General features: G+C 69.0%; 26 protein-coding genes. 10 read left to right on the forward strand and 16 right to left on the reverse strand.

Annotated elements, in window-relative coordinates; all coding sequences use genetic code 11:
* Window positions 1–108: 108 nt before the first annotated feature.
* The 4 genes from ACGFK0_RS29495 to ACGFK0_RS29510 form a co-directional block, all read right to left on the reverse strand.
* Entirely contained in the window at window positions 109–597 is a 489-nt protein-coding gene (locus tag ACGFK0_RS29495; RefSeq protein ID WP_392910617.1) for a hypothetical protein, read from the reverse strand.
* A 79-nt stretch (window positions 598–676) separates the two neighbouring features.
* Window positions 677–1,657 (reverse strand): YgfZ/GcvT domain-containing protein, encoded by a 981-nt coding sequence (locus ACGFK0_RS29500; protein WP_392910619.1) that lies wholly within the window; start codon window positions 1,655–1,657, stop codon window positions 677–679.
* Between the two features lie 10 nt (window positions 1,658–1,667).
* Window positions 1,668–2,084 (reverse strand): Fur family transcriptional regulator, encoded by a 417-nt coding sequence (locus tag ACGFK0_RS29505; RefSeq protein ID WP_392910622.1) that lies wholly within the window; start codon window positions 2,082–2,084, stop codon window positions 1,668–1,670.
* A gap of 359 nt (window positions 2,085–2,443) precedes the next feature.
* The gene (locus tag ACGFK0_RS29510) at window positions 2,444–2,929 is read right to left on the reverse strand and encodes an FABP family protein (RefSeq protein ID WP_392910624.1); all 486 of its coding nucleotides are present in this window, start codon (window positions 2,927–2,929) and stop codon (window positions 2,444–2,446) included.
* Between the two features lie 254 nt (window positions 2,930–3,183).
* On the opposite strand from ACGFK0_RS29510, the gene ACGFK0_RS29515 reads away from it, so the two are divergent.
* Together ACGFK0_RS29515 and ACGFK0_RS29520 are read left to right on the forward strand one after the other, a co-directional pair.
* A complete protein-coding gene (locus ACGFK0_RS29515; RefSeq protein ID WP_392910627.1) occupies window positions 3,184–3,546 on the forward strand; it encodes a DsrE family protein in 363 nt (120 codons plus the stop codon).
* Window positions 3,547–4,321: 775 nt separating this feature from the next.
* Window positions 4,322–5,335, forward strand: coding sequence for a TerC family protein (locus tag ACGFK0_RS29520; protein ID WP_392910629.1), 1,014 nt, complete (start codon window positions 4,322–4,324; stop codon window positions 5,333–5,335).
* 93 nt (window positions 5,336–5,428) lie between these two features.
* Here the strand turns inward: ACGFK0_RS29520 and ACGFK0_RS29525 are convergent, their stop codons facing one another.
* Complete coding sequence (locus ACGFK0_RS29525) at window positions 5,429–5,968, reverse strand: DinB family protein (RefSeq protein WP_392910631.1); 540 nt, start codon at window positions 5,966–5,968, stop codon at window positions 5,429–5,431.
* A gap of 215 nt (window positions 5,969–6,183) precedes the next feature.
* Between ACGFK0_RS29525 and ACGFK0_RS29530 the strand changes: the two genes are divergently transcribed.
* Complete coding sequence (locus ACGFK0_RS29530; RefSeq protein WP_392910633.1) at window positions 6,184–7,341, forward strand: acyltransferase family protein; 1,158 nt, start codon at window positions 6,184–6,186, stop codon at window positions 7,339–7,341.
* A 30-nt stretch (window positions 7,342–7,371) separates the two neighbouring features.
* Here the strand turns inward: ACGFK0_RS29530 and ACGFK0_RS29535 are convergent, their stop codons facing one another.
* The gene (locus ACGFK0_RS29535; RefSeq protein ID WP_392910635.1) at window positions 7,372–8,004 is read right to left on the reverse strand and encodes a TetR/AcrR family transcriptional regulator; all 633 of its coding nucleotides are present in this window, start codon (window positions 8,002–8,004) and stop codon (window positions 7,372–7,374) included.
* 241 nt (window positions 8,005–8,245) lie between these two features.
* Between ACGFK0_RS29535 and ACGFK0_RS29540 the strand changes: the two genes are divergently transcribed.
* A complete protein-coding gene (locus tag ACGFK0_RS29540) occupies window positions 8,246–8,902 on the forward strand; it encodes an SDR family oxidoreductase (protein WP_392910637.1) in 657 nt (218 codons plus the stop codon).
* 45 nt (window positions 8,903–8,947) lie between these two features.
* Here the strand turns inward: ACGFK0_RS29540 and ACGFK0_RS29545 are convergent, their stop codons facing one another.
* Together ACGFK0_RS29545 and ACGFK0_RS29550 are read right to left on the reverse strand one after the other, a co-directional pair.
* The gene (locus ACGFK0_RS29545; RefSeq protein WP_392910640.1) at window positions 8,948–9,268 is read right to left on the reverse strand and encodes a glycosyltransferase; all 321 of its coding nucleotides are present in this window, start codon (window positions 9,266–9,268) and stop codon (window positions 8,948–8,950) included.
* Between the two features lie 24 nt (window positions 9,269–9,292).
* Window positions 9,293–9,472, reverse strand: a complete 180-nt coding sequence (locus tag ACGFK0_RS29550) for a hypothetical protein (protein WP_392910642.1) — start codon at window positions 9,470–9,472, stop codon at window positions 9,293–9,295.
* 286 nt (window positions 9,473–9,758) lie between these two features.
* Between ACGFK0_RS29550 and ACGFK0_RS29555 the strand changes: the two genes are divergently transcribed.
* The gene (locus tag ACGFK0_RS29555; RefSeq protein WP_392910644.1) at window positions 9,759–10,313 is read left to right on the forward strand and encodes a hypothetical protein; all 555 of its coding nucleotides are present in this window, start codon (window positions 9,759–9,761) and stop codon (window positions 10,311–10,313) included.
* A 46-nt stretch (window positions 10,314–10,359) separates the two neighbouring features.
* Here the strand turns inward: ACGFK0_RS29555 and ACGFK0_RS29560 are convergent, their stop codons facing one another.
* Window positions 10,360–10,659, reverse strand: coding sequence for a hypothetical protein (locus ACGFK0_RS29560; protein WP_392910647.1), 300 nt, complete (start codon window positions 10,657–10,659; stop codon window positions 10,360–10,362).
* Window positions 10,660–11,033: 374 nt separating this feature from the next.
* On the opposite strand from ACGFK0_RS29560, the gene ACGFK0_RS29565 reads away from it, so the two are divergent.
* The 3 genes from ACGFK0_RS29565 to ACGFK0_RS29575 are packed head-to-tail and all read left to right on the forward strand — an operon-like array spanning window position 11,034 to window position 13,394.
* Entirely contained in the window at window positions 11,034–12,467 is a 1,434-nt protein-coding gene (locus tag ACGFK0_RS29565; protein ID WP_392910649.1) for a hypothetical protein, read from the forward strand.
* Window positions 12,451–12,906: a hypothetical protein gene (locus ACGFK0_RS29570; protein WP_392910651.1), complete on the forward strand. Its 456-nt coding sequence runs from the start codon at window positions 12,451–12,453 to the stop codon at window positions 12,904–12,906. The genes ACGFK0_RS29565 and ACGFK0_RS29570 overlap by 17 nt, the downstream gene beginning before the upstream one ends.
* Before the next feature lie 20 nt (window positions 12,907–12,926).
* Window positions 12,927–13,394, forward strand: a complete 468-nt coding sequence (locus ACGFK0_RS29575) for a hypothetical protein (protein ID WP_392910653.1) — start codon at window positions 12,927–12,929, stop codon at window positions 13,392–13,394.
* Window positions 13,395–13,463: 69 nt separating this feature from the next.
* Here ACGFK0_RS29575 and ACGFK0_RS29580 read toward each other — a convergent pair whose 3' ends face one another.
* On the reverse strand, window positions 13,464–13,649 hold the full coding sequence (locus ACGFK0_RS29580; protein WP_392910655.1) for a DUF397 domain-containing protein: 186 nt from the start codon (window positions 13,647–13,649) through the stop codon (window positions 13,464–13,466).
* Window positions 13,640–14,446, reverse strand: a complete 807-nt coding sequence (locus ACGFK0_RS29585; protein WP_392910658.1) for a helix-turn-helix domain-containing protein — start codon at window positions 14,444–14,446, stop codon at window positions 13,640–13,642. Before ACGFK0_RS29585 ends, ACGFK0_RS29580 begins: the two co-directional genes overlap by 10 nt.
* 201 nt (window positions 14,447–14,647) lie before the next feature.
* Between ACGFK0_RS29585 and ACGFK0_RS29590 the strand changes: the two genes are divergently transcribed.
* Both ACGFK0_RS29590 and ACGFK0_RS29595 read left to right on the forward strand, forming a co-directional pair.
* On the forward strand, window positions 14,648–15,046 hold the full coding sequence (locus tag ACGFK0_RS29590; RefSeq protein ID WP_392910660.1) for an ATP-binding protein: 399 nt from the start codon (window positions 14,648–14,650) through the stop codon (window positions 15,044–15,046).
* Window positions 15,025–15,402 (forward strand): hypothetical protein, encoded by a 378-nt coding sequence (locus ACGFK0_RS29595; RefSeq protein WP_392910662.1) that lies wholly within the window; start codon window positions 15,025–15,027, stop codon window positions 15,400–15,402. The genes ACGFK0_RS29590 and ACGFK0_RS29595 overlap by 22 nt, the downstream gene beginning before the upstream one ends.
* 405 nt (window positions 15,403–15,807) lie before the next feature.
* Here ACGFK0_RS29595 and ACGFK0_RS29600 read toward each other — a convergent pair whose 3' ends face one another.
* The 5 genes from ACGFK0_RS29600 to ACGFK0_RS29620 form a co-directional block, all read right to left on the reverse strand.
* A complete protein-coding gene (locus ACGFK0_RS29600; RefSeq protein WP_392910664.1) occupies window positions 15,808–17,100 on the reverse strand; it encodes a serine hydrolase domain-containing protein in 1,293 nt (430 codons plus the stop codon).
* A 70-nt stretch (window positions 17,101–17,170) separates the two neighbouring features.
* Entirely contained in the window at window positions 17,171–18,046 is an 876-nt protein-coding gene (locus ACGFK0_RS29605; RefSeq protein WP_392910666.1) for an NAD(P)H-binding protein, read from the reverse strand.
* A gap of 131 nt (window positions 18,047–18,177) precedes the next feature.
* Window positions 18,178–19,581 carry a fibronectin type III domain-containing protein gene (locus tag ACGFK0_RS29610; protein ID WP_392910668.1) on the reverse strand — a complete coding sequence of 468 codons (1,404 nt, stop codon included), beginning with the start codon at window positions 19,579–19,581 and terminating at the stop codon, window positions 18,178–18,180.
* Between the two features lie 192 nt (window positions 19,582–19,773).
* Entirely contained in the window at window positions 19,774–20,499 is a 726-nt protein-coding gene (locus ACGFK0_RS29615; protein WP_392910670.1) for a type 1 glutamine amidotransferase, read from the reverse strand.
* Window positions 20,489–21,739 (reverse strand): MurT ligase domain-containing protein, encoded by a 1,251-nt coding sequence (locus ACGFK0_RS29620; protein WP_392910672.1) that lies wholly within the window; start codon window positions 21,737–21,739, stop codon window positions 20,489–20,491. Before ACGFK0_RS29620 ends, ACGFK0_RS29615 begins: the two co-directional genes overlap by 11 nt.
* Between the last annotated feature and the right edge of the window lie 260 nt (window positions 21,740–21,999).

The following is a 21,999-nucleotide window of genomic DNA, read 5'->3' on the forward strand; positions in this document are numbered from 1 at the left end:
CTGCGGAGTCGGTGAGCGTTCTGTCACCTCCGAGACGAGACAGGCGGCCGGTTACGTGACACTTCCGGCCTCGGTGCGCGGAGCCGCGGGGAGGGCGCGGGGAGGCCGTCAGCGGAAGCCGTAGATCATGGCGACGAGTGTGGCGGTCGTGCCGAGGGCGGCGAGGAGGATGAGGGAGCGGTCGACGGGGGTGAGGCGGCCGCGCACGTCCGGGGAGTGGACGACGACTCCGGTCTCGGTGCCGGCCTCCTCGTCCTTCTTCTGGAACGGGTTGCGCAGCCCGGCGAGCCGCCACAGCGCGTCGTTCTTCAGCCGCTGGTGGCCGGGGCCGCAGGCGAACAACCGGCCCCGGACGCGTTTCGTGCAGGGATGCCCCTGCCGTTTCAGGACCCGGCACAGCGTCGGGACGAGCAGGAACTCGTACAGGCACCACGTCAGCAGGCCGAGCAGCGCGACCCGCCATGACCGGATCCACCAGGCCGTCCCGGCGAACGCGGCGAACAGCGCCCACCACAGCAGCGCGGACTCCCTGCGGGGGAGCCGCCGGGCGCCCTTCCTGGCCGCCGGCGGCTCCTCTTTCCCCAGGTTCGGCACCATCGGCAGGAATCCACCTTCCCCGGGCGGCGGCCGGTTAGAAATCGTCCTATCAGACGATATTGCCCCCGGGGTCGGCGATCTACCCGTGTTTCGCGGGCCGCCTGCGGAGCTCGATCTGCGCGTTCGCCCCGGTGTCCGGCGACACGATGACCTCCTGCGCCGCCGCGACGCCGCCCGCGAGCAGCTCCGCGTCCACCGGGACGTTCCGCTTGACCAGCGCGAGCGCGACCGGCCCCAGCTCGTGATGCCGCGCCGCCGACCCGACGAACCCGATCGTCCTGCCGCCCGGGATCTCCACCGGGTCACCCGGCGCGGGCAGCCGGTCGACGCTGCCGTCCAGGTGCAGGAACACCAGGCGGCGCGGCGGCCGCCCGAGATTGTGGACGCGGGCGACCGTCTCCTGCCCCCGGTAGCAGCCCTTGTTCAGGTGGACGGCGGTCTCCACGTACCCCGCCTCGTGCGGGATCGTCCGGTGGTCGGTGTCGACGCCCGACCTGGGGCGGTGCTCGGCGATCCGGAGCGCCTCGTACGCCCACATCCCCGCCGGGCGGAGCCCCTCCGGGAACTCGCCGCGAGGGACGATGCGGGTGACGGTGCCGGCGACGTCCGGCCAGGCGAGCCCGTCCGGTTCACCGGGGCCGGTGACCACGTCGTAGGCGTCGGACACGTCCTCGACCTCGACGCGGAGCATGAACCGCATCCGGTCGAGGAACTCCGCCAGCGGCGCCGCGGCCCCGGGCTCCACGTGGGCCCAGACGGCCTCGCCGTCGTCGACCACGAAAAGATGATGTTCGATGTGCCCGTTGGGGCCGAGCAGCAGCGCCTCGGTCGGCTCGAACGGCTTCAGCCCGTCCAGGTGCTGGCTCAGCAGGCTGTGCAGCCAGCTCAGCCGGTCCGGTCCGGAGACCTTGACCACGCCCCGGTTGCTCCGGTCGACGAAGGCCGTCCCGTCCACCAGGGCGCGTTGTTCCTGCGAGGGCTCCCCGTAGTGCGCGGCGACCTCCTGGTCGGGCGCGTCGGCGGCGACGGCTCCGGGCGTCTGCAACAGCGGGCTCTTCATGGTGACCAGGCTACGTCGCGCGGCAGTCCTTGCACCGCCCGTAGACCGTGAGGTGGTGCACGTCGGTCTCGAAGCCGAAGTCGCGCTCCAGGACGTCCGCCAGACCCGACGCCGCGCGGGGGTCGACGTCCTCCACGTTGTGGCAGCCGCGGCACACCAGGTGGATGTGCTCGGCCTCGGCGGCCAGATGGTAGTTCGGCGGCCCGTGCCCGAGATGCGCGTGCTTGACCAGCCCGAGCTCTTCGAGCAGCTCGAGCGTCCGGTACACGGTGGAGATGTTCACGCCGCCGGCGGTCCGCTGCACCTCGGTGCAGATCTCCTCGGGGGTCCCGTGCTCCAGGCTGGTGACCGCCTCAAGGACCAGCTGGCGCTGGGGGGTGACGCGGTACCCCTTCGCCCGCAACTCCTCCTGCCACGACTCGACCATGTACCGAGTCTAGAACCCGTCCCCGCGTTCCGATCCCGGGCAGGGCGCCCGGTCCGGGAAATCCCGCTTGCCTCGCCGCGCGGCGCTCGCATAGCGTGCGAGTACGCGCGAAAGGAGGTGGTCCAGGAAATGATCGATTCTAGGGCTCGCGAGGTGGCTGTCCGCTAGTCGCCGTTCCGCCTCGGCGCCACCGCCCCCGGCGGTGGCAACCGGTCGCGACGGTGACCGGCGAATTCCAGGCAGTTACCCGGTCCCCGGACCGATGGACCCGTCCTGTCCATCGCCCGCCATAAGCGGGAAGGTCCGGGGATCGTTCATGTCCGGGGGGACGCGGCGGGCCGCCCTCGCCGTGGGGAGTGTCAGGCGACCCGCTTGAGCTGGGCCGACAGGTGGGACTGGAGCTTGTGGCCCACCGCCGCCATGTCGTAGGCCCAGCCGAGGTCCTCGCCGATCATGCCGTAGAGGCGGTGCCCGGCCGTCACCTCCTTGGCCGACTCCGTGCGGGCGATGACGTCCGTCTCCAGCTCCACCCGGCTGAACGCGACGTTGCCGACGTAGATCTCGACGATGCCCGTCGGGTGCGCCAGCGTGACCTCCACCCCGTTGTCGGGACGCGGCCTCCAGTAGCCCGTCTCGGTGGCCAGCCGGCGCCCGAGCGTGCCGTCCTCCTCGATCAGCCAGGTCCGGCTCGAGTAGATGAGGAACGGCTTCCCGATATGGGTGAAGGACAGTTCCTGCCCGAAGTTGAACGACTCGATCGTGGGATAGCCGCCGACACCGGCGCCCTCCCAGGTGCCGAGGAGGAACGCCAGCGGCTCAAGGTCGGGGTGCAGCTCAGGATCCATGGACACCGAGCGTAGCGGCGCACGCGCCTCCGCGTCGTCCCGTGTGCGGTCTCTCCGGCGCCGCCCTGCTCTCCGTGCTCGGCTACCTGGACTGAGACGCGCGCCGCCGGCGTCTACTTGAGCCGTCCGAGGCGGATCGCCAGGAGGACGGCGGCGACCGCCATGAGCCCGAGGGCGAGGACGAGAATCCCCGCGTTCACCATCCCACCCATACCGCGAGATGGTACGCGGGACGCCGGGACTAGAGTGCGACTATGGCGAGACCACTGGTCATCAAGGTGACGGCGGGCGCGGACGCTCCCGAGCGCTGCAACCAGGCGTTCACGGTGGCCGCCGCCGCGGCGGCGAGCGGCGTGCCCGTCTCGCTGTGGCTGACCGGCGAGTCCGCGTGGTTCTCCCTGCCGGGGCGGGCCGCCGGATTCTCGCTACCCCACGCCACTCCCCTGGACGACCTCCTGACCGTGGTCCTCACCGCCGGGCGCGTCACGCTCTGCACCCAGTGCGCGGCCCGCCGCGACATCGGACCCGACGACGTCCTGCCCGGCATCCGCATCGCCGGGGCGCCCACCTTCGTCGAGGAGATCACCATGGACGACGTCCAGGCGCTCGTCTACTGAAGGGCGCTCGTCCGCCGACGTCACCGGCATCGCCGATGCCGCCGATGTCACCGGCGTCCTGCGGACGGACGCGGCACCGAGGGCGAGGCCCGCCGTGGCGGCGCCGCCGAGGCCGAGCATGAGGTCCCCGATGGTGTCGCGGTAGATGGACACGCTCTCCGGGGTGTCGAGGATGAAGACGCCGTACTCGAAGAACTCCCAGAGGATCGCGGCGACGGCGCCCATGCCGGCGCAGCACAGCGCCAGCGTCCACGGCCCTGCACCGCCCCAGCGCCGGAGGGCCAGGCCGCCGGCGGTGCAGAGCAGCGCCCAGTTCCCGAAGTGGCAGGCGTCGTCGAACCACGTCACGGTGTCGTACAGGTCGGCGGCGTTGCCGGCGACGTCGATGAGGAACGGCGCCGTCACGAGAAGGTCGAGGTCCCACGGGAACGCCCTCCCCCGCCCGCGCAACGCCCAGATCAGGGTGACGACCATGACGGCGGCCGGATAGGCGGCCACACGGGCGCCCATCGCCTTGTCCGCGAACCGGTCCCACTCGGGGAACACGACGGCGAGCGCGAGGAGGACCGCCAGGGCGGCCTTGGCGGCAAGGGCGAGGGGACGCCAGCGCGAAGTATCCATGCCCGCAGCCTCGCCGCCCGGGACGCACCGCACATCGGCGCAGGTACTCAAATGCACCTGAGTGACTCGGCGCGGGCGGACGCGGGAACCGACGGTAGAAGCGCCTCAGAACGGATATAGGAGAGCCGACGTCCCGTACGACTGGAGCCACCGGATGGTCGAAATATCCGCATGGGCGTGGGGCGCGACGATCGCTTTGATCATCGCGCTCTTCGCCCTTGACCTCGTTGCCGCCGTCCGGCGCCCGCACGCGGTCGGCATCAAGGAGGCGACCTTCTGGTCGATCTTCTACATCGCCGTCGCGCTGCTGTTCGGCCTGGCCGTCTGGGCCTTCGCCGGGTCCACCGCGGGCACGGAGTACTACTCCGGCTACATCGTCGAGAAGAGCCTGTCGGTCGACAACCTCTTCGTGTTCGTGATCATCATGGCGCGGTTCGAGGTCCCCGACGAGTATCAGCAGAAGACGCTGCTGTTCGGCATCGCGGCCGCGCTGGTCCTGCGCGCCATCCTCATCGCGATCGGCGGCGCGGCGATCAGCCTGTTCTCCTTCACCTTCCTGATCTTCGGCCTGGTGCTGATCTGGACGGCGATCCAGCTCATCCGGCACCGCAACGAGGAACCCGACGTCGAGGACACGTTCCTCGTCCGCCGCGCCCGCAAGCTGTTCCCGCTGAGCGACGACTACCACGGCGGCCGGATGCTCGCCCACGAGAACGGCAAGCGCGTCGCGACACCCCTGCTGCTGGTGTTCGTCGCCATCGGCAGCACCGACCTCCTGTTCGCCCTGGACTCCATCCCCGCCGTGTACGGCATCACCCAGAGCGCGTTCCTCGTCTTCGCCGCCAACGCGTTCGCCCTCCTCGGCCTGCGCGCCCTCTACTTCCTCATCGAGGGGCTGCTGGAACGCCTGGTCTACCTGACGATCGGCCTCTCGGCGATCCTCATCTTCATCGGCGTCAAGCTGATCCTGCAGTTCCTGCACGAGGACGTCTCCGACACGATCCCCGAGATCCCGACGACGCTCTCGCTGGTCGTCATCCTGCTGATCCTGGTCGTCACGACCGTCGCCAGCCTGGTCCGCGTCCGCGCCCACCCGGAGGAGAAGGCCAAGCCCGGTTCCCTCCGCAAACGCAAGAAGCAGGAGGAGGAGCAGCCCGCCTCCCGCTGACCCCGGCCGGGTCGGCGACCGCCGACCCCGCCGGCCGGGCCGCCCACCACCATGCGGGCGCGGCGGAGCCGCCGGGGCGCGGCCTCTCTCCGGTCAGCCCATGCTCTTGGCGCCGTCCAGGGACTCCCGGATGATGTCGGCGTGCCCGGCGTGCTGGGCCGTCTCGGCGATGATGTGCAGGAGCGCCCGGCGGGCCGACCAGTCCGTGTCCTCGAACCACGGCGCCTTCGGCAGCGGCTGGGTCGCGTCCAGATCGGGCAGGGCGGCGACCAGTTCGTCGGTGCGGCGGGCGACCTCGGCGTAGGCGTCCAGCACGCCGGTCACCGTCTCGCCGGGCAGCATCCGGAACTCGTCGGCGCGCCGGGCGAAGTCCTCCTCGGTCATGTCGTCGAAGTTCCCCATCGCGGACGGGCCGTCCACGATGAAGTTCGCCCAACTCCGCTCGACCGAGGCGACGTGCTTGATGAGGCCGCCCAGGCACAGCTCACTGGCCGTCGGCCGCAGCCCGGCCTGCTCGTCGGTGAGGTCGCGGACGGTGAAGCGCAGAAAATGGCGGTGCTTGGCCAGCATCGCCAGCAGGTCGGCGCGTTCGCCGGTGACGGGCACCCCGGTGATCGGGTCGTCGGCGATCATTGGTCTCCACCTTCGGTCGGTTCGTTCTCGGTCGGACGACCATCACGCTAGGGGCCTTAGCGGCCACATCCTGACCTGAGTCGGCGGGGACCCGACCATGCCCTCCGAAGCCGTGATCCGTGTGACGGCCGCCACAATAAATGCGGGTGTGGAAAACTCCGGCTCCACCGCAGCCCCGGGACGATCCATTTGCAGTCCCGTGGCAGACTATGTCGATGTTCGTGAGGTCACCCGAGATCGCGGAGAACCAGAAGACCCGGGATCCCTTTTTTGATAACGCCCGGTTCCTCGCGGTGGTCCTGGTCGTCATCGGGCACACGGTGACCCTGCTTCCGCCGACCAATGCGACACACCCGGCGGTACTGCTGCTGCAGACCTTCCGGATGCCTTTGCTGATCATCGTGACCGGCCACCTGGCGCGCAACTTCGTCCTCACCGACGAGAAGGTGCGCGGCCTGATCACGCGGATCGCCCTGCCGTACGTGGTCTTTGAAACGCTCTACTCCCTGTACGCGTGGCATACCGGTGTAGCCGAATTCAAAATGCAGTTCTTTCTGCCGACCTATCTGATGTGGTTTCTCATGTCGGTGATGATCTGGCGCCTGACCGTTCCGTTCTGGCGGAACGTCCGGTGGCCCCTGGCGATCGCCGTGGCGCTCAGCATCCTCTCCTACACCCACGCAATGCCCCACGAACTCACGCTCCGCCGCGTTTTCTCCCTGCTCCCATTCTTTGTTCTGGGAGTATGTTCGGAGCGGAAGCACTTCCAGTTCCTGAAGAAACCCGCATCGGCCGCCGTCGGCGTCCTGGTACTGGCCGGTGGGATCACCTTCTACTACACCGGCGGGCGGTACGTCCCCGAGTACTGGACCTACTGGGACAGGGGCTACGCATGGCTGGACGTCGGACTGTTCCCGGGAGTGCTCATCCACATCGGCGTGCTGCTGCTCGCCACGGCCCTCGCCGTCGCGGTGCTGACTCTCGTCCCCCGCCGGCGGACCTGGTTCACGGCATTCGGCGCCAAGACCATGTACGCCTACCTGCTGCACGGCTTCGGCACGATGACGATCGTCCACTTCGGTCTGCACGAGACCGCTTTCATGCAGACCATTCCCGGGATGCTCATCAGCGCCGCCGGCGCCGCCGTGGTGGCCACCCTCCTGTGCACGCCGCCCGTCACCAAGGTCACCCGCGGGCTCATCGAGCCGAAGGCGACCTGGCTTTTCCCCTCCGCCGCCCCGCCTCCCGGCACCTCAACGACGAAGCCGGTGCAACCGGCCAGACCGGATCGGAACACCCCTCCCGCCGGTACGCCACCGACCGATGTCGTCCCGGCCGGAACCGAACGACAATCCGTGTCTTCGCCGTCGTAGGCGACCGGTCTTCGGCAGCGGTGTGCGGGGTTACACCGAGGCGTTGACCATGGCGGGCTCGAGCGGGGGCGGAGCCTGGGGGGCGAGCAGCCGCTCCATCAGTACGTGCAGGTGCGCGCGGAAGGCTTCGACGGCCGCCGGGTCGTCGGCCATTCTCATCCCCCGGGTGCGGTTGAACAGCCCCGAGCCCAGGAAGCCGTGCACGCACCAGACCATGGTGCCGAGCAGGCAGTAGGTGTCGACGTCCGGGGGCACCAGGTCCCTGATCCTGCGGGCGACGAGCTGGAAGAGGGGCCGCACGTAGCGGTCCTCGAGCTCGGAGATGTCGGCGGCGTCGGCGACCGAGCGCTGTGTCCACAGCGCACGGTTCCGCGGGTTCGCCACATGGAAGTCCAGGTAGGCGTCCGCGATCTCGTGGACGGCCGCCTGCCCGGGGCCGGCGCGCGACACGGCCGCGTCCAGCATCCCCCGCTCCGCTTCGAAGGCCTGGCGCATGACCTCCATGTAGAGCGCGCGTTTGTCCCCGGCGACCTCGACGATCGTCGAAATACTAACGCCCAGAGAGTCGGCGATGAGCTGCAGGGAAGTTCCGTCGTAGCCGAGCTCCCCGAACAGCCTGGTGGCGCAGTCGATGACGCGCTGATGTGCGATGACGTTCGGCATTCCGCCACGCTATGCGGAGAATGGTCGGACAGAACATGCTTTTGGCGGCGAAAGCGTTCAAATTGGGGCAAATTTTTGATCGATCCAAGGTAACCCTTCCGCGCGGCGCCGTTTAAAGCCCTGCGGCCGGGGCCGATCCGGACGAGTCCGGCCAGGCGTCCCCGCCCTGCGCCCCTCACCGGCCAGACTCTCTCGGGTACCGTTTCACGGGCCGGATCGCCGGTTGAGGAGGGTTCTCGGTATGACCACGCCCGTCTGCGTCGTCCTTGGCGCCGGTCCCGGTCTGGGACTCGGTGTCGCCCGCCGCTTCGCCGTCGAGGGCTATTTCGCGGTGCTGGCCGCGCGAACGGCCGAACAGGCCGAATCGCTGGCCGCGCCCCTCCTCGACGAGGGCCACGGCGCGGAAGGCGTGGGCGTGGACCTGACCGATTCCGAGGACGTCACCGGCGTGATCCGCGGGATCGGCGAACGCCACGGCCGGATCGACGTCCTGCATTTCAACCCGAGCGTGTGGCGCGAGAAGGATCCGCTGCACCTCAGCGTGCCCGAACTGCTTGAGGACGTCGCTCTCGGGGCCGGTGCCCTGCTCCCCGCCGTCCAGGCGGCTCGGCCGTTCATGCCGACCGGCGCCCGCCTGCTGGTCACCGGGTCCGCCGCGGCGGACACGCCGTGGCATGGCGCCGCGTCGCTGGGCGTCCAGAAGGCGGCCGTGCGGAACCTCGTCACCAGCCTCGACGCGACCCTCGCACCAGACGGCATCCGCGCCGTGGCGGTCCAGATCAACGGCCTGCTGGACAAGGAGGGGCCGTTCTCACCGGCTCCGATCGCGGACGCGATGTGGCAGGCCGTCAGCAGGCCCGCCGCCGCCTGGACACCGCACGTCCCCTACGACGGCTGAGCCCCGTCCGGCTCGACGCGCGACCGACGCCTTTCTCGCGCTGCGTCACCTCGCGGCCAGGAGGCCCGTGAGCCGCGACGCGATTCCCTCCGCCCCGGGGGCGGCCTTGATCACCTCGGCGAGGCGGCGGGCGTTGTCGCGGTAGGCGGTGTCGCCGAGCACGGTGCGGACCGCCCCCGCGATGTCGGACGGTGTCGCGGGGGCGCCGTCGAGGACGATCCCGGCGCCGAGTTCGGCGACCCGGTGGGCCAGCGCGGGCTGGTCGGCCGCCAGGTTGGGCAGGCAGACCATCGGGACGGCGTCCCCGGTCCGCCGGATGCGGCCGCTCTGGCCCCATGCCTGCCCCGTGGAGAAGCTCGCGACCACGAGCGGACGGTGGTCGCCGGGAGCTCACGGCGACGTCCACCGCGGCTCCCGGGGCGGCTCGAACACCGGCCCCACGAACGCGAACCCGTCCGGAAGGCCGCCGTTGTGCGGGTCGAGGTCCGGGACGCTGGTGACGAGCGTGGTGAAGGGCCGCCAGGCATCCCACAACGTGGGCAACGCGGTGAGGCCGGCACGGGCCCGCACCGCCCCACGAGGCGGACCCGCATCGTGTAGGGCCTTGGCGAAAAGTTCGCACCGGTGCCAGGCGACGCGAGACAGGATCAAGGGAAGGCAGCCATGACGCGTCGGCACAAGACCATGAACCGGTCCCGGTGGAGAGATACCGGCCCGGAAAAATCGCCCTAGCCGACCTGGTGACCGCGGTACGGTGCTTCGGCCCGGCCCGCGTCCGGGTCGTCCGACGGCAGGGGACCGCCGAGCTGCAACTGTCGCCCTGCCCCCCACCCCGACGATCCATCGATGGGATCGCATGCAGACGATTCCCAGTCGGCCGGACAAACCGCGGCCATCGGCCCCGTGGTACCTGGCCGGGTTGCTGCCACTGATCATCGGCATCGCCGCGTCTGTCACGGTCGGCGCGATGGCCAGTGCCGCCCCCGAGCCGGTGGAGGCGTTTCGCACAGGCGAGCGCGCTGACGTCGAACTGGCCGAGGAGGGCTTGACGGTCCTCTTCGGCAAGGGATGGAAAGTGGGCGTCAGCGTTCGCTGCTCGGTGCACGACGCGGATGGCGAACCGGTCCGGCTGACCTACGGCAACACCTCGCAGGAAGTCACCTTTCAGGGGACGAAGTGGTACCCCGCTTATGAGACCTCGGACCCGCAGCCACCCGGCCGGTACACCGTGCTGTGCGAGGCCGACGGCAACGACATCGAGGTGGCCGTGGCACCCAGCCGGGAGCAAGGCCAGGGACAGCTCTTCGACACACTCCAGTACGTCACGCTCCTTGCCGGACTCGCGGTCTCGATGGCCGTGATGCTGCTGATCTTCGTCCTACGGCAGCGGAGTAAGAGGGCGCGCGGATAGGCCCTGAGCTGAGCTGTCAGTGGACCCGCCGGTAGGGCGACGCGCCTCAATCCATCGTCCAGTGGCGCAGTTTCCGCCTGGACACCGCACGTTCCCTACGACGGCTGAGCCCCGTCCGGCTCGACGCGTTCCCGGCTTCGCCAGGGGCTGATGATGCCGACCGGGCCTGTTCGGGAACCATGCCGTCCACCTCGGTGATCGAGATCCGGCCGCGCAGGAGGAGAACCTCCGGCGGCTGGGTGTCGGTGTTGATGGTGACGGCCACGTCGGGACGTTCGCGGAGGGCTTTCAGGCGGCCGGCCGGGCGCATCATGCCCATGGGCGGGCAGCGGATGTCCGTCGCCATGACCAGTTCGCGAGGATCACGATGTGCGATCCGGCGTGGGGGGCCGAGCAGAGGGCGCACCTGACGGCAGGGTGCCACGGCCGGCCCTGGATGCGCAGGTTGCGTGTCCGGGGTTGCCGAACGAACTGCCTGCCCGGTTGACGGTGGCGGAGCCGCAGCACAGACGAAGGCATGGAATCTGGGGAGAGCCCGCAACATTATCGAAACAGACATCCAGGCTCCATGATCAACGAAGGGTGCAATTCCCTGGCATTCGCGCTTACATGGACGAACGATGTGACCGGACGTCGGCCCCGCACGTCACCGGAAACATCCGGCCAAGCATGCAAATGGGCGTAATGCCCGTAGTTGGGTTTCTGCGGAAGGGCTGAAGCGTGGGCGCCGAGCACCCCACCGGGACCGAGACCAAGGTGGAGAAAGACGACCCGCCCAAGCCGTCCGACCGGCCGCCGACACTTCGACCTGACAACCCCGGTTCCCCTGGCCAGCCGTCCCGACTGGAAAGCCGCGCCGCCGCACAAAGACCGCCCGAGGCCGAAACGGACGACAGGCGCGAGACACCGCCTGCCACTCGCAGCCCCCAGGCCGAGCAGAGCAACGACCCGAACCGCGTCGGAACACCCCGTGCGGACTCAATACGGGCCGCCATCGCCAGACAGACCCGGTTGCGCGGTGAGAACAGCACGGAACGGGCTGAAGCACCGGCCACCGCACCCGGTTCCCACGCGGAAAGGGACAACGACACCGGAACGTCCGAGACGCCTCGCGCCGACTCCCGGACGGTCGCTCGCGATGATGTGCCGAGCTCCGAGGACGAGGAAACCGGGGCACCCGAGGGCGAGCAGCGGGACGCGGCCGGGACGCAACCCGGCGGCACCGGCCCGGCAGAAGACGAAGACCGCGAGCAGAACACGGACGAGCCCACAGCAGCAGCCGGAGAGAAGCCGCCCGGTGGCCAGGACGGCACCGTGCCGCGCGAGGATCGGCCGCCTGACATGGACGGGGCCGAGGACGTCGAGCGACCCGCCGAAACTGCGACGTCCGAAGTCGCGGATGCGCAACCACCAGCCGAGGCCGGCGAACACATCGGCGACGAACGGACGGGCCCCGAAGCCGGACGAGAAGCCGAACCGGAAACTGAGACGCCCGACGTCGAGCCGCCGATCCGGCCTGAACGCGAGACCACCGAGGCACCCGACCCGCTCGCGGACGGCCAGGAGCACACAGCGCCGGAGCCGGTGGAGGCCCAAGGCACCCCCGGCGATGAACGACCCGACCGAACCACCGACGAACCCGGCGACGACGGGAACGACCGCGGCCGCGAAGCCCAAGAGGCCGCCGAAGACCCAGCCGAGCCACCGTCCCCGGAGGAGACCAGAGACCCCTTCGCCCACCTACCGACCCGCGCCGACCTCGACCCGGTAGGAGCCGGGGTTTGGACAGCCGACCGTGGCGAACTCGCTCCAGTCAACGAAAACCAAGACTTGCGGGAACCGGCCCCCGAGAGAGATTCGCCGTCCAAAAGGGCAATGCGGGGAATGAGTAATGATGTCGAGGACGCTCTAAAAACCGCCAATAAGATCAATGACGATCTACAAGGCCCCTTAGACGGCCCTCGATCGCCATCAGATTTCCCAACGGGGACCAAAGATATCGCGCCCACCATGAAGGCTGTGGACAATCCGACACAGATCCCTAGTAGCCTGGTAGGTGTCATATCAGCTGCTATGCTGCTATACAGCGCAGGGCGCGGAGCTCAGGCTTTAATCACCGGCTTCCTAAGGAGAAACGATGATCGTGACCGATGATCAGGTGGCGGCGCTGCGTGCCCAGCTTAAGGGAGACTCGGAGAAGCATCGGCGACTTCTCAACCAACTAGACCCCGAGGCAGCCAATGTCGGCTATGTGTCCCTGGTCGGAGGGGCCTTCTTTGAGGCGGCCAGGCGGCGTTTCCTCAAGGACGGCATCCCCGCTGACGACGCCGAGATCATAGATTTTGTCACGTCCGTGCGAATGTGGATCGACGACCAGGGAGACAAACTCGATCCCAACGCCAGCGAAATCATGATCAAGATCGCGATCGAGAAGCTACCTCCCGAGGCCAGGTCAGGCATCAGCGGCGATGACGGTTTTAGGCTTCAGTCCTTTCTGCTGGCGGGCCTCATAAGTGACGCCGGACTTAGCCCGGCTGAACTAGAGAGCTTTCTGGCAACAGCCCGAAGTAATGCAGAGGAAATGCATTCCTAATGGACTTTTCGGGCGTTGTCGTGACCGATGATGATGTCGCCGGGCTTCGCGCATTTCTGGCCGATGGCGACGAAGTCACTAGTCCCCTGTTCATCCCCGAGACGGGGAGTACGACTCCCACCGGTAGCGTGTTGTTCACTGCGGCATTCAGCGTGGCGGTCCTGCAAAAGTTCTCACCGGCCTACACCGTCCCTGACATCATCCGCTACGTCACAGACCTGCGGACCAGGCTCGGAGAGCGCGTACCACGCGTGAATCCACGTGTGACCGAGGGACTGATTCGCGGCGTTCTTGGCGACAAGGACCTTAAGGACCGTGAACCATACGGCGCCGATGAGGAAGCAATATCGATCGCCGTCCTGGCGGTTCTTCTGGACCTCTTCCATGCGGCAAATCTCGACGGTCCCGAACTGGATCGGTTCTTGCGGGACGTCGGCGACTACGCGCGGCGCTGGCTGTCGGAGCATAAGGCCACCGCAGCAAAGTGAAGAACATTACCCCGGCCCGGGTCCGCCTCCGGTCAATCAGTTTACCGTGTATACAGAGATAGTCTCTACTTAGAGATCCTTGAGGGTCTCAGCAAAGCGCCGAAAGTCGTCACGACTTATGATGAGCTTGGAACCTTCCGGGTCCTTGCTATCGCGGACGAAAATGGCGTTAGGACCATGCGCGATCTCGACACACTGGTCTCCGTCTTCGTGGCTCTTGGACGCCTTGCGCCAGGCCGAGCTGCTCAGCTCCATCTCTCCTCAACCACCTTTCTGATAAAGGACCTAGAATCCTCCGTGTTGAGCGCTTGCGCGTTCAACGTGTGCATCACCGCGCTCATCCTTGCCAGCTCTGATGGATCGCGGGTTACTTCACCTCCTGTCGCCTTAACGACGTAAGCGATCTCACTTCGGTCTGCCTGGGTCGCAATTGTGAAGGATGCACGTGCCCCTCGATAGTGGGCGGTCTTGGCCACCTGCACGAACATTCCTTCCTGCCGGGACAGTTCGATCAGGAACTCAAGCTGCTCCCGCATGATCTTCTTCGAGCCGACCTGTCGATAAAAGATGCTCTCTTCCAGGACCACGCTGATCAGTGGTCGCGGGCTTCTGGACAGAAGGTCCTGACGTCTCATTCTGGTGGCTATCGCGTCATCATCGACCAACAGGACACGAGCATACGCCTCTGACTGAAACAGGCCATAGACAAGATGCGTCTCGTACACCCGTAGCTGGTCGGCGGACGCCTCCGCCTTCGGGAACGCGACGAAGTGGGTCGGGTACCTGACCTGCCTGATCTTCTCCAGGAGGTCGTCCCACGCCTCGACGATCTCGCCTCCGGCATTGAGCGTGGTGTCGACGCGTTCGGCGAAGTCCCGGCGGCACTTCGTCCGGCCACATTCCACGTGGCTGATATAGGACCGCGCGACGTTGACGAGGTCCGCCAGTTGGCCCTGCATCAGGCCGGTTGCCTCGCGGTACCGCTTCACCACGGTCCCGAAGCCCGCCAGCTCGGGGTCGATTTTAGGACGGGCGCTACCAGGCAGTGACATGGCTGCTCTCCCCTTTGAAGCTAGTAGCGCACTAGCGGCCGCTACGAAGATGTGGGTACTTCGGCACTCTCCTGAATTCTAAGACCCCTCGTGGCTGAATGGTGTTCGTTCGACAACACAGAGTGATATCTGGCGGGATCTTCCGGTTTGAGGCGAAGAGCCCGCTCGAGATCAGCCGCCATTCAGGCAGGGAGTTCACCGATGCCAGCAGTACTGCTCGTGCCCGAGGCGCCGGCGCTTGTTCTGGAGCCGACCGAGCGGGCGCCCGCGCGGGCGCGCCGGTACCTGACCGAGCGGTTCGCCGAGCTCGGGCACGCCGACGACTACATCGGCCGTCTCGTGGTCACCGAACTGGTCACCAACAGCTACCGGCACGTGGGGTTCGGGCAGATCGTCGTCCAGATCCTGCCCGACCCGCACGAGCCCCTCACCCTCATCGAGGTCTACGACGAGGGGCCGGAGTTGCCCGTCGTCGGGTCCGAGGACCACGACGCCATCGGCGGGCGCGGCCTTCTTCTCATGGCCCGGCTCGTCCACGACTGGGGCGTCCGCCTGCTCAACGAAGGAGGGAAGATCACATGGGCTCGCTGCGCCCGCTGACCGCGTGGACCCGGCGCTGCCTGCTGCGGGGGCGCACCCGGCACGGACGCGCCACCGCGATCCGCTACCTGGACCTGCTCGCCGTCGCCGTCCAGGCCAAGGGCTACAAGTGCGTCAAGCTCTACCAGGCCGACGACCTGCCCACCCGTTCGCCGGTGCTGTGGGTGTTCGCCTTCAGCCCGGCCGACCACGTCCGCGTCGCCGTCACCGCCCGAGCCGTCATCGGCGGCGCCTGGGCCTACCACCGGGCCGGACGCGGCAGGCACGGGTACCTCGCGCCGTGCGGCGACACCAAGTACGCCGCCGACCAGATCGACGGGCTCCTCAAGCACCGCATGTACCCCGCCACCTGGTAGCCGCCGTGAACATCCACCACCCCGGCACCCGGCACGGCTCCGCCCGCACGTCGCCGGCGTCTCCCCTGGAACGGGACCTCGACATCGACCGGGCACTCGACGAACTGCGCCGCGCCTTCCCCGGCCTGTGCATCTGGCACGGCGAGTTCAGCGGATCCTTGTGGGCCCTGCTCCCCGACCGACTGATCGAAGCCAGGACGGCCGCCGACCTGGCCCGGCAACTGCAGGCCGCCCTCGCCCGTCCGCGCGTCCAGATCACGCGCCGCCGCGTCCCGTCCGCCCGCCGGCCGGACGGCACCTGGACCACCCGGCACCTCCCGGGACCCGCATCCCGCAGCAGGTCCAGAGGTCGTTCCCGACGCGTCCTCCACTGGCTTAGGAGGGTGATGCTGGGAACTCGAACGTTCAGGCGTCGATTCGTCCGGCCGCGCGGACGTCGGCACGGCCGGTGTGCAGGTAGCGCGCACGACCCTCGCCGTCGTCTCCCAGAAACGCGACGGGGCCGCGGCCGGGCTCCGCGGGCAGCAGGGAGTCGCCGCGCCAGCCGAGCAGCTCCGTCCGGTACGGCTCGTCGCCGGCCTCGACCGCGAGGCCCAGGGGGACCTGATCGAGCCACAGCCGTCCGCGTTCGTCCCCGCTCACGGTGGTCTCGCTCGTGCTCGACAGATAGACGCCCTCGCAGCGCCGGGCGTCCGGACGCGCCGCGGGGTCCGGGACGGGCTCGGCGGGCGACTCGACGACCCTGCCGAGGATCTCCTTCATCAGCGGCTTGCGGTCGCCGCCGTTGGTGAAGACCGCCACGGACACGTCGCGGCCGGGGTCGACCCGCAGGACGGCCGACTGCCCGATGGTGTTGCCGTTGTGGCCGAACACCGGGCCGCCCGGGAGGTCGTAGAGCTCCCAGCCCAGGCCCCAGGCCGTCCCCCAGCCGATGTCGGGCAGGACGACCTGCGGCTCCCGCATGGCCCGCAGCCCCTCGTCGGCGAGATGCGCGCGGGCGAAGGCCAGCAGGTCGCGCGGGGTCATGGCGAGCATCGACCCGGCGGGGGCGTTCGAGCGCGCCATCGCCCAGACCGGAGCGGGCGTCCCGTTGAGGTGCCCCACCGCCGCGCGATGCAGGATCGCCTCGTACGGATCACTCGCCGCGTGCGTCATACCCAGGGGCGTGAACAGGTGGTCCCGCATGCACCGGTCGAACGGCTCGCCCCGCACGACCTCGACGATCCGCCCGAGCACGCTGTAACCCGCGTTGTTGTAGGAGAACATCTCCCCGGGCTCGAAGATCTGCGGCACGTCGGCCAGCAGCTCCACGTACCTCTCCAGGCAGTCGTCGCCCTTGCCGGTGTCGGTGAAGACGTCCCCCTCGAACCCGGCCGTGTGGCAGAGCAGCTGCCGGACGGTCGCCTTCCGGAACCCGGGAACGTAGCCGTCCACCGGGGCGTCGAGCTCCACCAGCCCCTCCGTGACGAGCCCCATCACCAGCGTCGCCGTCAGCACCTTGGTGACCGACCCGATCTGGAACACCGAGTCGACCGTCGCCTCCACGCGTGTCGCCGTGCTCAGGACCCCCGCGGCCGCCTCGACCACCCGCCCCCCGGTGTCGACGGCGACCGCGACCCCCGGCACCCCGTGCTCCTCCGCCAACCCCGGCAGCCGGTCGCGCAGCCACCCCTCGATCTCATCGATCCCCATTTTCATCCGCCCCACCGTAGACGGCGCTGCGGGAACACCTGACCGGTGAGGGCAGGGTGGCGGAGCGTGGAGCCGGTCAGCCTCTGAGGAGCGGGCGCAGGTGGGCGTAAGCCCAGGCTGTGAGTGGAGTGGGGGTCGTGGTCAGCAGGTCGCGCGGTTGCTCGGGGGTCAGGTCGCGTGTTCCGGCGGTCATGCCGACGATGCCCTCCACGGCGCTGGAAGGCATACCGGCCGACAGGAGTGCGGTACGGACGTCGTCGTCGCTGACGGTTTCGAGCCGGATCGGCCGGTCCAGCGCCCCGGTGAGGATCTCCGCGATCCGCTCATAGGTGAGGTCCTCGGGCCCGTGAACGGCCTGCACCACACGGCCTTTCCACTCGTCGTTCAGCAGCCGCGCGGCCACGATGTCGCCGATGTCGCGCGGATCGACCCACGGCATGGGCATGTCGGGCCGGGCCGACGTGGTCAGCACACCGCCGGCCAGGCCGTCCAGATCCATCAGCAGGTTGGTGAAGAAGTAGCCGCAGCGCAGGTGGAGCGTGTCGGCGCCGGTGGCGTCGAGACGCTCCTCGATCCGGGCCAGTGCGTCGATGTGGCCGACGCCGCCGCGCTTCTCGGCGCCGACGCTGCTCAGCAGGACGACCCGCGCAACGTCGCCGGCGCGGGCCGCCTCGACGATGCCGGAGGCCGTCCGTTCCGAGGTCTCGATCGGGTCCTCGGCCGTGTGCGGAGTCGGATCGACCCAGAACACCGTCCGCGAGCCCGACGTCGCCTCGCGGACGAACGCGGCATCGGTCAGATCACCGCGCCGCACGTCGACGCGCTCGCGGGTCGCCTCGTCCAGCCGTGCCGGGTCGCGGACCAGCACCCTCGGCCGGACGCCGGCCTGCAGCAGCAACCGGACCACGCGGGACCCGACGTGTCCGGTCGGAGTGGTGACGACGATGGTCATCGTGGTGCCCCCTTGCTTGTGACGTTGCCTGGGCCGCCCACGCTACGAACGAAAGGGGTCAGATGATGGCCGCTTTCCCGGCGGGTGCACTCCAAGCAGCACGCCGATGTGAGGGCGCCTGATGTCCGGGGCTAGCTCAGGGGCGAAAGGCCGGAGAGGTCTCGCGGGACGACGGTGTTGCGGTCCGCGTGGCGGTTGCCCAGGGAGAGTTGGGGCCATTGACCGGCCAGTTCCTGGCGGCTGCGTTCGCTCCACGCGCGGGCTTCATCGCTGCGCGTCTTGTAGAAGTTCAGGGCGTAGCCGCCGGTGTGGACGCGGAGAAGGGTGAAGCCGCCCGGGTACTCCTTGACGGCGCCTATTTCCTGCTGGACGACGCGCGGCGCCAAGGGAAATACCGAGCGTTGGTTGCGGTGGGTGTGGCCCGCGTGGTGGAGGAAGACTCCGGGCGCTCGGTTGTAGGCCGTGAGGATGTTCAGGGATTGGCCCGCGTCCAGGGAGCGGGTTCCGGTTATGGCGAGCGGGTCGTTCTCCACGAAGAGGGGGTGGTGGCCGAAGACGAGGGTGGGACGGTCCGGGTCCTTCTTGAGTTCGGCCTCGAACCATGCCTGCTGGGAGGCGGACAGCCCGCCTGCATCGCCGCCGTTTCCGGGCTTGTCGTAGGTGTCGAGGCCGATGACGCGGAGGCCGTTGAGGTCGCGGGTGAAGTACGTCTCGTCGGACGTGGAGAAGGCGTCCTTGAAGCAGTCGTTCCCCTGGTGCTCGCCCGGGGTGCAGGAGGCGTAGGGATCGCCGGAGTGGGCTCGGTCGTGGTTGCCCCGGGCCACCAGATAGTCGGTCCCCAGGGTGCCGAATGTGTCGAGGATGTTCTTGGCGCTCTGCAGGTCGGCGGGTGCCGCTTCGCTTGTCACGTCACCCGCGGCCAGGAGGTAGTGCACGCCTCGGGCTCGGGCGTCGGCGATCAGGGCCTTCGCCATGACTTCGGGGTAGGGCGGGTGGCCCGGAAGTTGCTCGATGCCTTCGATCCAGGGGAGCTGGCCGACCAGTCCGGCGACCGTTTCCCCAAGGTGGAGGTCGTTGCATAGGGCGACTGAGAAAAGGTGGCGGCCCGGGGGCGGCTGCGGGGTCGTGAAAGCGAAGACGTCGCCGTGGGGAGTGCCTGCCGATTGGCCGAAGGCGAGGAACGTGGGGGTGGCCGCTCGGCCTCTGGAAAAGGCTTTGTAGTAGTACGTCCGGCCCGGTTCCAGGCCGGTCAGTTCCACGTAGTGGTACGGGGTGCCCGAGAGGCCGTGGGCCGTGGACGTCAGGCGGGACGGGTGCGTCCCGTAGACCACCTCGGCGTCGGACGGGGCGGGTTTCATGCGGCCCAGGCCGTCGTCCGTGCCGGGAATGCCGGTGTACCAGGTGAGGACGGCCGTCGTCTCGGTGACGGTGACCAGTTCCAGGTTCACCGGCCGGACGTCGTCGGCCGCGCGGGCGGACGTCCCGTCGAGGGCGGGCACGAGGGAGGCGCTCGCGACGATGGCGCTCCAGCGCATGACGTCTCGGCGGCTGGGCCGGCAGCAGATCATGGCCGTTACGGTGGCACCGGCACGGCCGGACGGCCAGACCCAAAGAAAACGGTCGCCGAGGACGAATCCCCGGCGACCGGTCCTGCGCGTCGGCTACGACAAGCCGGCCACCACGAGCCGGCCACCACGAACCGGCCACCACGAGCCGGCTGCGGCGGATCAGCCCGCGACGGCCTTGAGGCGTTCGTCGCGGAGGCGGCCCGCCCAGGAGTCGTCGAGCGGCTGCAGTTCCGTGCCGGTGGCCCAGCGGAGCAGGAGGTCGGCGAGGCCCGGGTTCCGGACGAGGGCCGGGCCGTGCATGTACGTCCCGAGGACGCGGCCGCTATAGGCGCCCTCGAAGCCGTCGCCGTTGCCAACGCCGTGCACGACCTGCGCGAACGGCTGCGCGTCCGGGCCGAGGTGGGTGACGCCCTGGTGGTTCTCGAAACCGGTGATGCGGGGGACGTTCAGCTCGCCCGCGACGTCGCCGACGATCTCGCCGACGGCACGCTGCTCGCCGCGCCCGGAGCGGATGTCGAGGAGGCCGAGGCCGGGGAGGAGCTGCCCCTCCTCGCCGCCGAACTCCCGGCCGAGGATCTGGTAGCCCGCGCAGACGCCGAACACGACGGCACCGGACTCGACCGCGCGGGCGAGGCCGCCGTCGCCCGCGAGGCGCTGCGCCGCGAGGATCTGCGGACGGTCCTCGCCGCCGCCGAGCAGGTAGATGTCGCCGTCGGCGGGGACGGGCTCGTCCGAGCGGAGGTTCACGGTCTCGGTCGGGATGCCGCGCAGGGCGGCGCGGCGCTGCAGGACGATCGTGTTGCCCTGGTCGCCGTAGGTGCTGAGGAGGTCCGGGTAGATCCAGACGATCTTGATCCGGTTCTCTGCTTTGCGGTCAGACGACACGGCCGTACCTCGTTCGGATGTTCTGGAAGGCGGTGTAGTTGGAGATCACGTCCAGGTGTCCGGGCGGGACGGCCATGACCGCCTCGTCGATGTCGTCCACGACGGTGAAGGACACCTCGGCGGCCTCCAGGCGGGCGGCGAGGTCGATGCGGCGTTCGCCGGTGACCCACACGGGACGGCCCTGCAGGATGCGGTAGTCGACGTCCCACAGCCACGACGTGTCGCGGCCGTCCGGGCCCTGCGCGTTGATCGACAGCGCGACGGGGCCGGGCTTGGGCTGCAGGACGTCGAACGCCTCCAGCCAGCCGGCGGGGTTCTTCGACAGCAGCAGCCGGATCTGCCGGCCCTCGTGCTCGACCGTGGTGTAGCGGCCGGCGACGGAGGTGACCTGCGACAGCAGCGGGAGCGCCTGCTCGGGCGGGACGCCGAACTGGGCGGTGACGGCGAGCGCGACCAGGGCGTTCGAGCGGTTCGCGCGGCCGGGCAGGGACAGGCCCGTCAGTGAGAACGTCCGGCCGTCCGGGGCGGTGACCGTGTCGCCCTTCAGCGTCCAGTCGGGACGGGGGCGGGCGAAGGTGCACTGGCGGCACCGCCAGTCGCTGTCCTCGTCGGTGTCCTCGCGGTCGAGGGGGCCGCCGCATTCGGGGCAGCACCAGGAGTCCTCGCGCCAGTGCTGGCCCGCGGCGACCCACGTGACGCTCTTGGCGCTGGACGCGCCCCAGGTGACGAGCGGGTCGTCGCAGTTGGCGATGACGTGGCTCTGCGGGGACGCCTCCAGGGCGCGGCGCCACTTGCCGGCCAGCAGCCAGATCTCGGCGGCACGGTCCATCTGGTCGCGGCTGAGGTTCATCAGCGCGACGACGTTCGCGCCCGTCTCGGCCAGCACCATCGGGACGTATTTCTCGTCACATTCGAGGACGCCGTACCGGGCGGTGGGCGCCGAGGCGAGGGCCGACACGTGGCCGGTGGGCATGTTCGCGCCGAACGCGTTGGTGGCGATCTCTCCCAGCGGCGTCATCGCCGAGGTGATCAGCCGGGTCGTCGTCGTCTTGCCGTTGGTGGCGCTGACGAGGACGAGCTTGCGGTCCTTGGCGAGTCTGGTCAGCAGTTCGGGGTCGAGGCGGAGGCCGACCCGTCCACCGATCACCGAGCCGTCCCCGCGGCCCGCCATGCGGGACATCTTGGCGGCCGTACGACCGAGCGCGACGGCCAGCTGCGAACGCAGCGGAAGATCGCTCATGGACTCCGTCTTCTCTGGATGCGCCGGGAAACCGACTTGAGCCTAGCCGTTCGGCGCGTCGCTCGCGGCGCACCGGCGGCGGGGTTGCGGGCGTTCCGCCGCCCGAGGGACCTTGATGTGATAAGCATCACAGCAGTTCGGGTAAACCGGCATGGTGAATCTTGACCAGTACCGACATGTCGTGATTCGGTGCGACCTCCGGCTGCGGTGTGCCAGATTGCCAACCACGCGTCTGAGAACGGCGTCACCCACTACTTTTG

It is taken from the genome of Spirillospora sp. NPDC048823 (assembly GCF_043198445.1).
Taxonomy (GTDB): domain Bacteria; phylum Actinomycetota; class Actinomycetes; order Streptosporangiales; family Streptosporangiaceae; genus Spirillospora.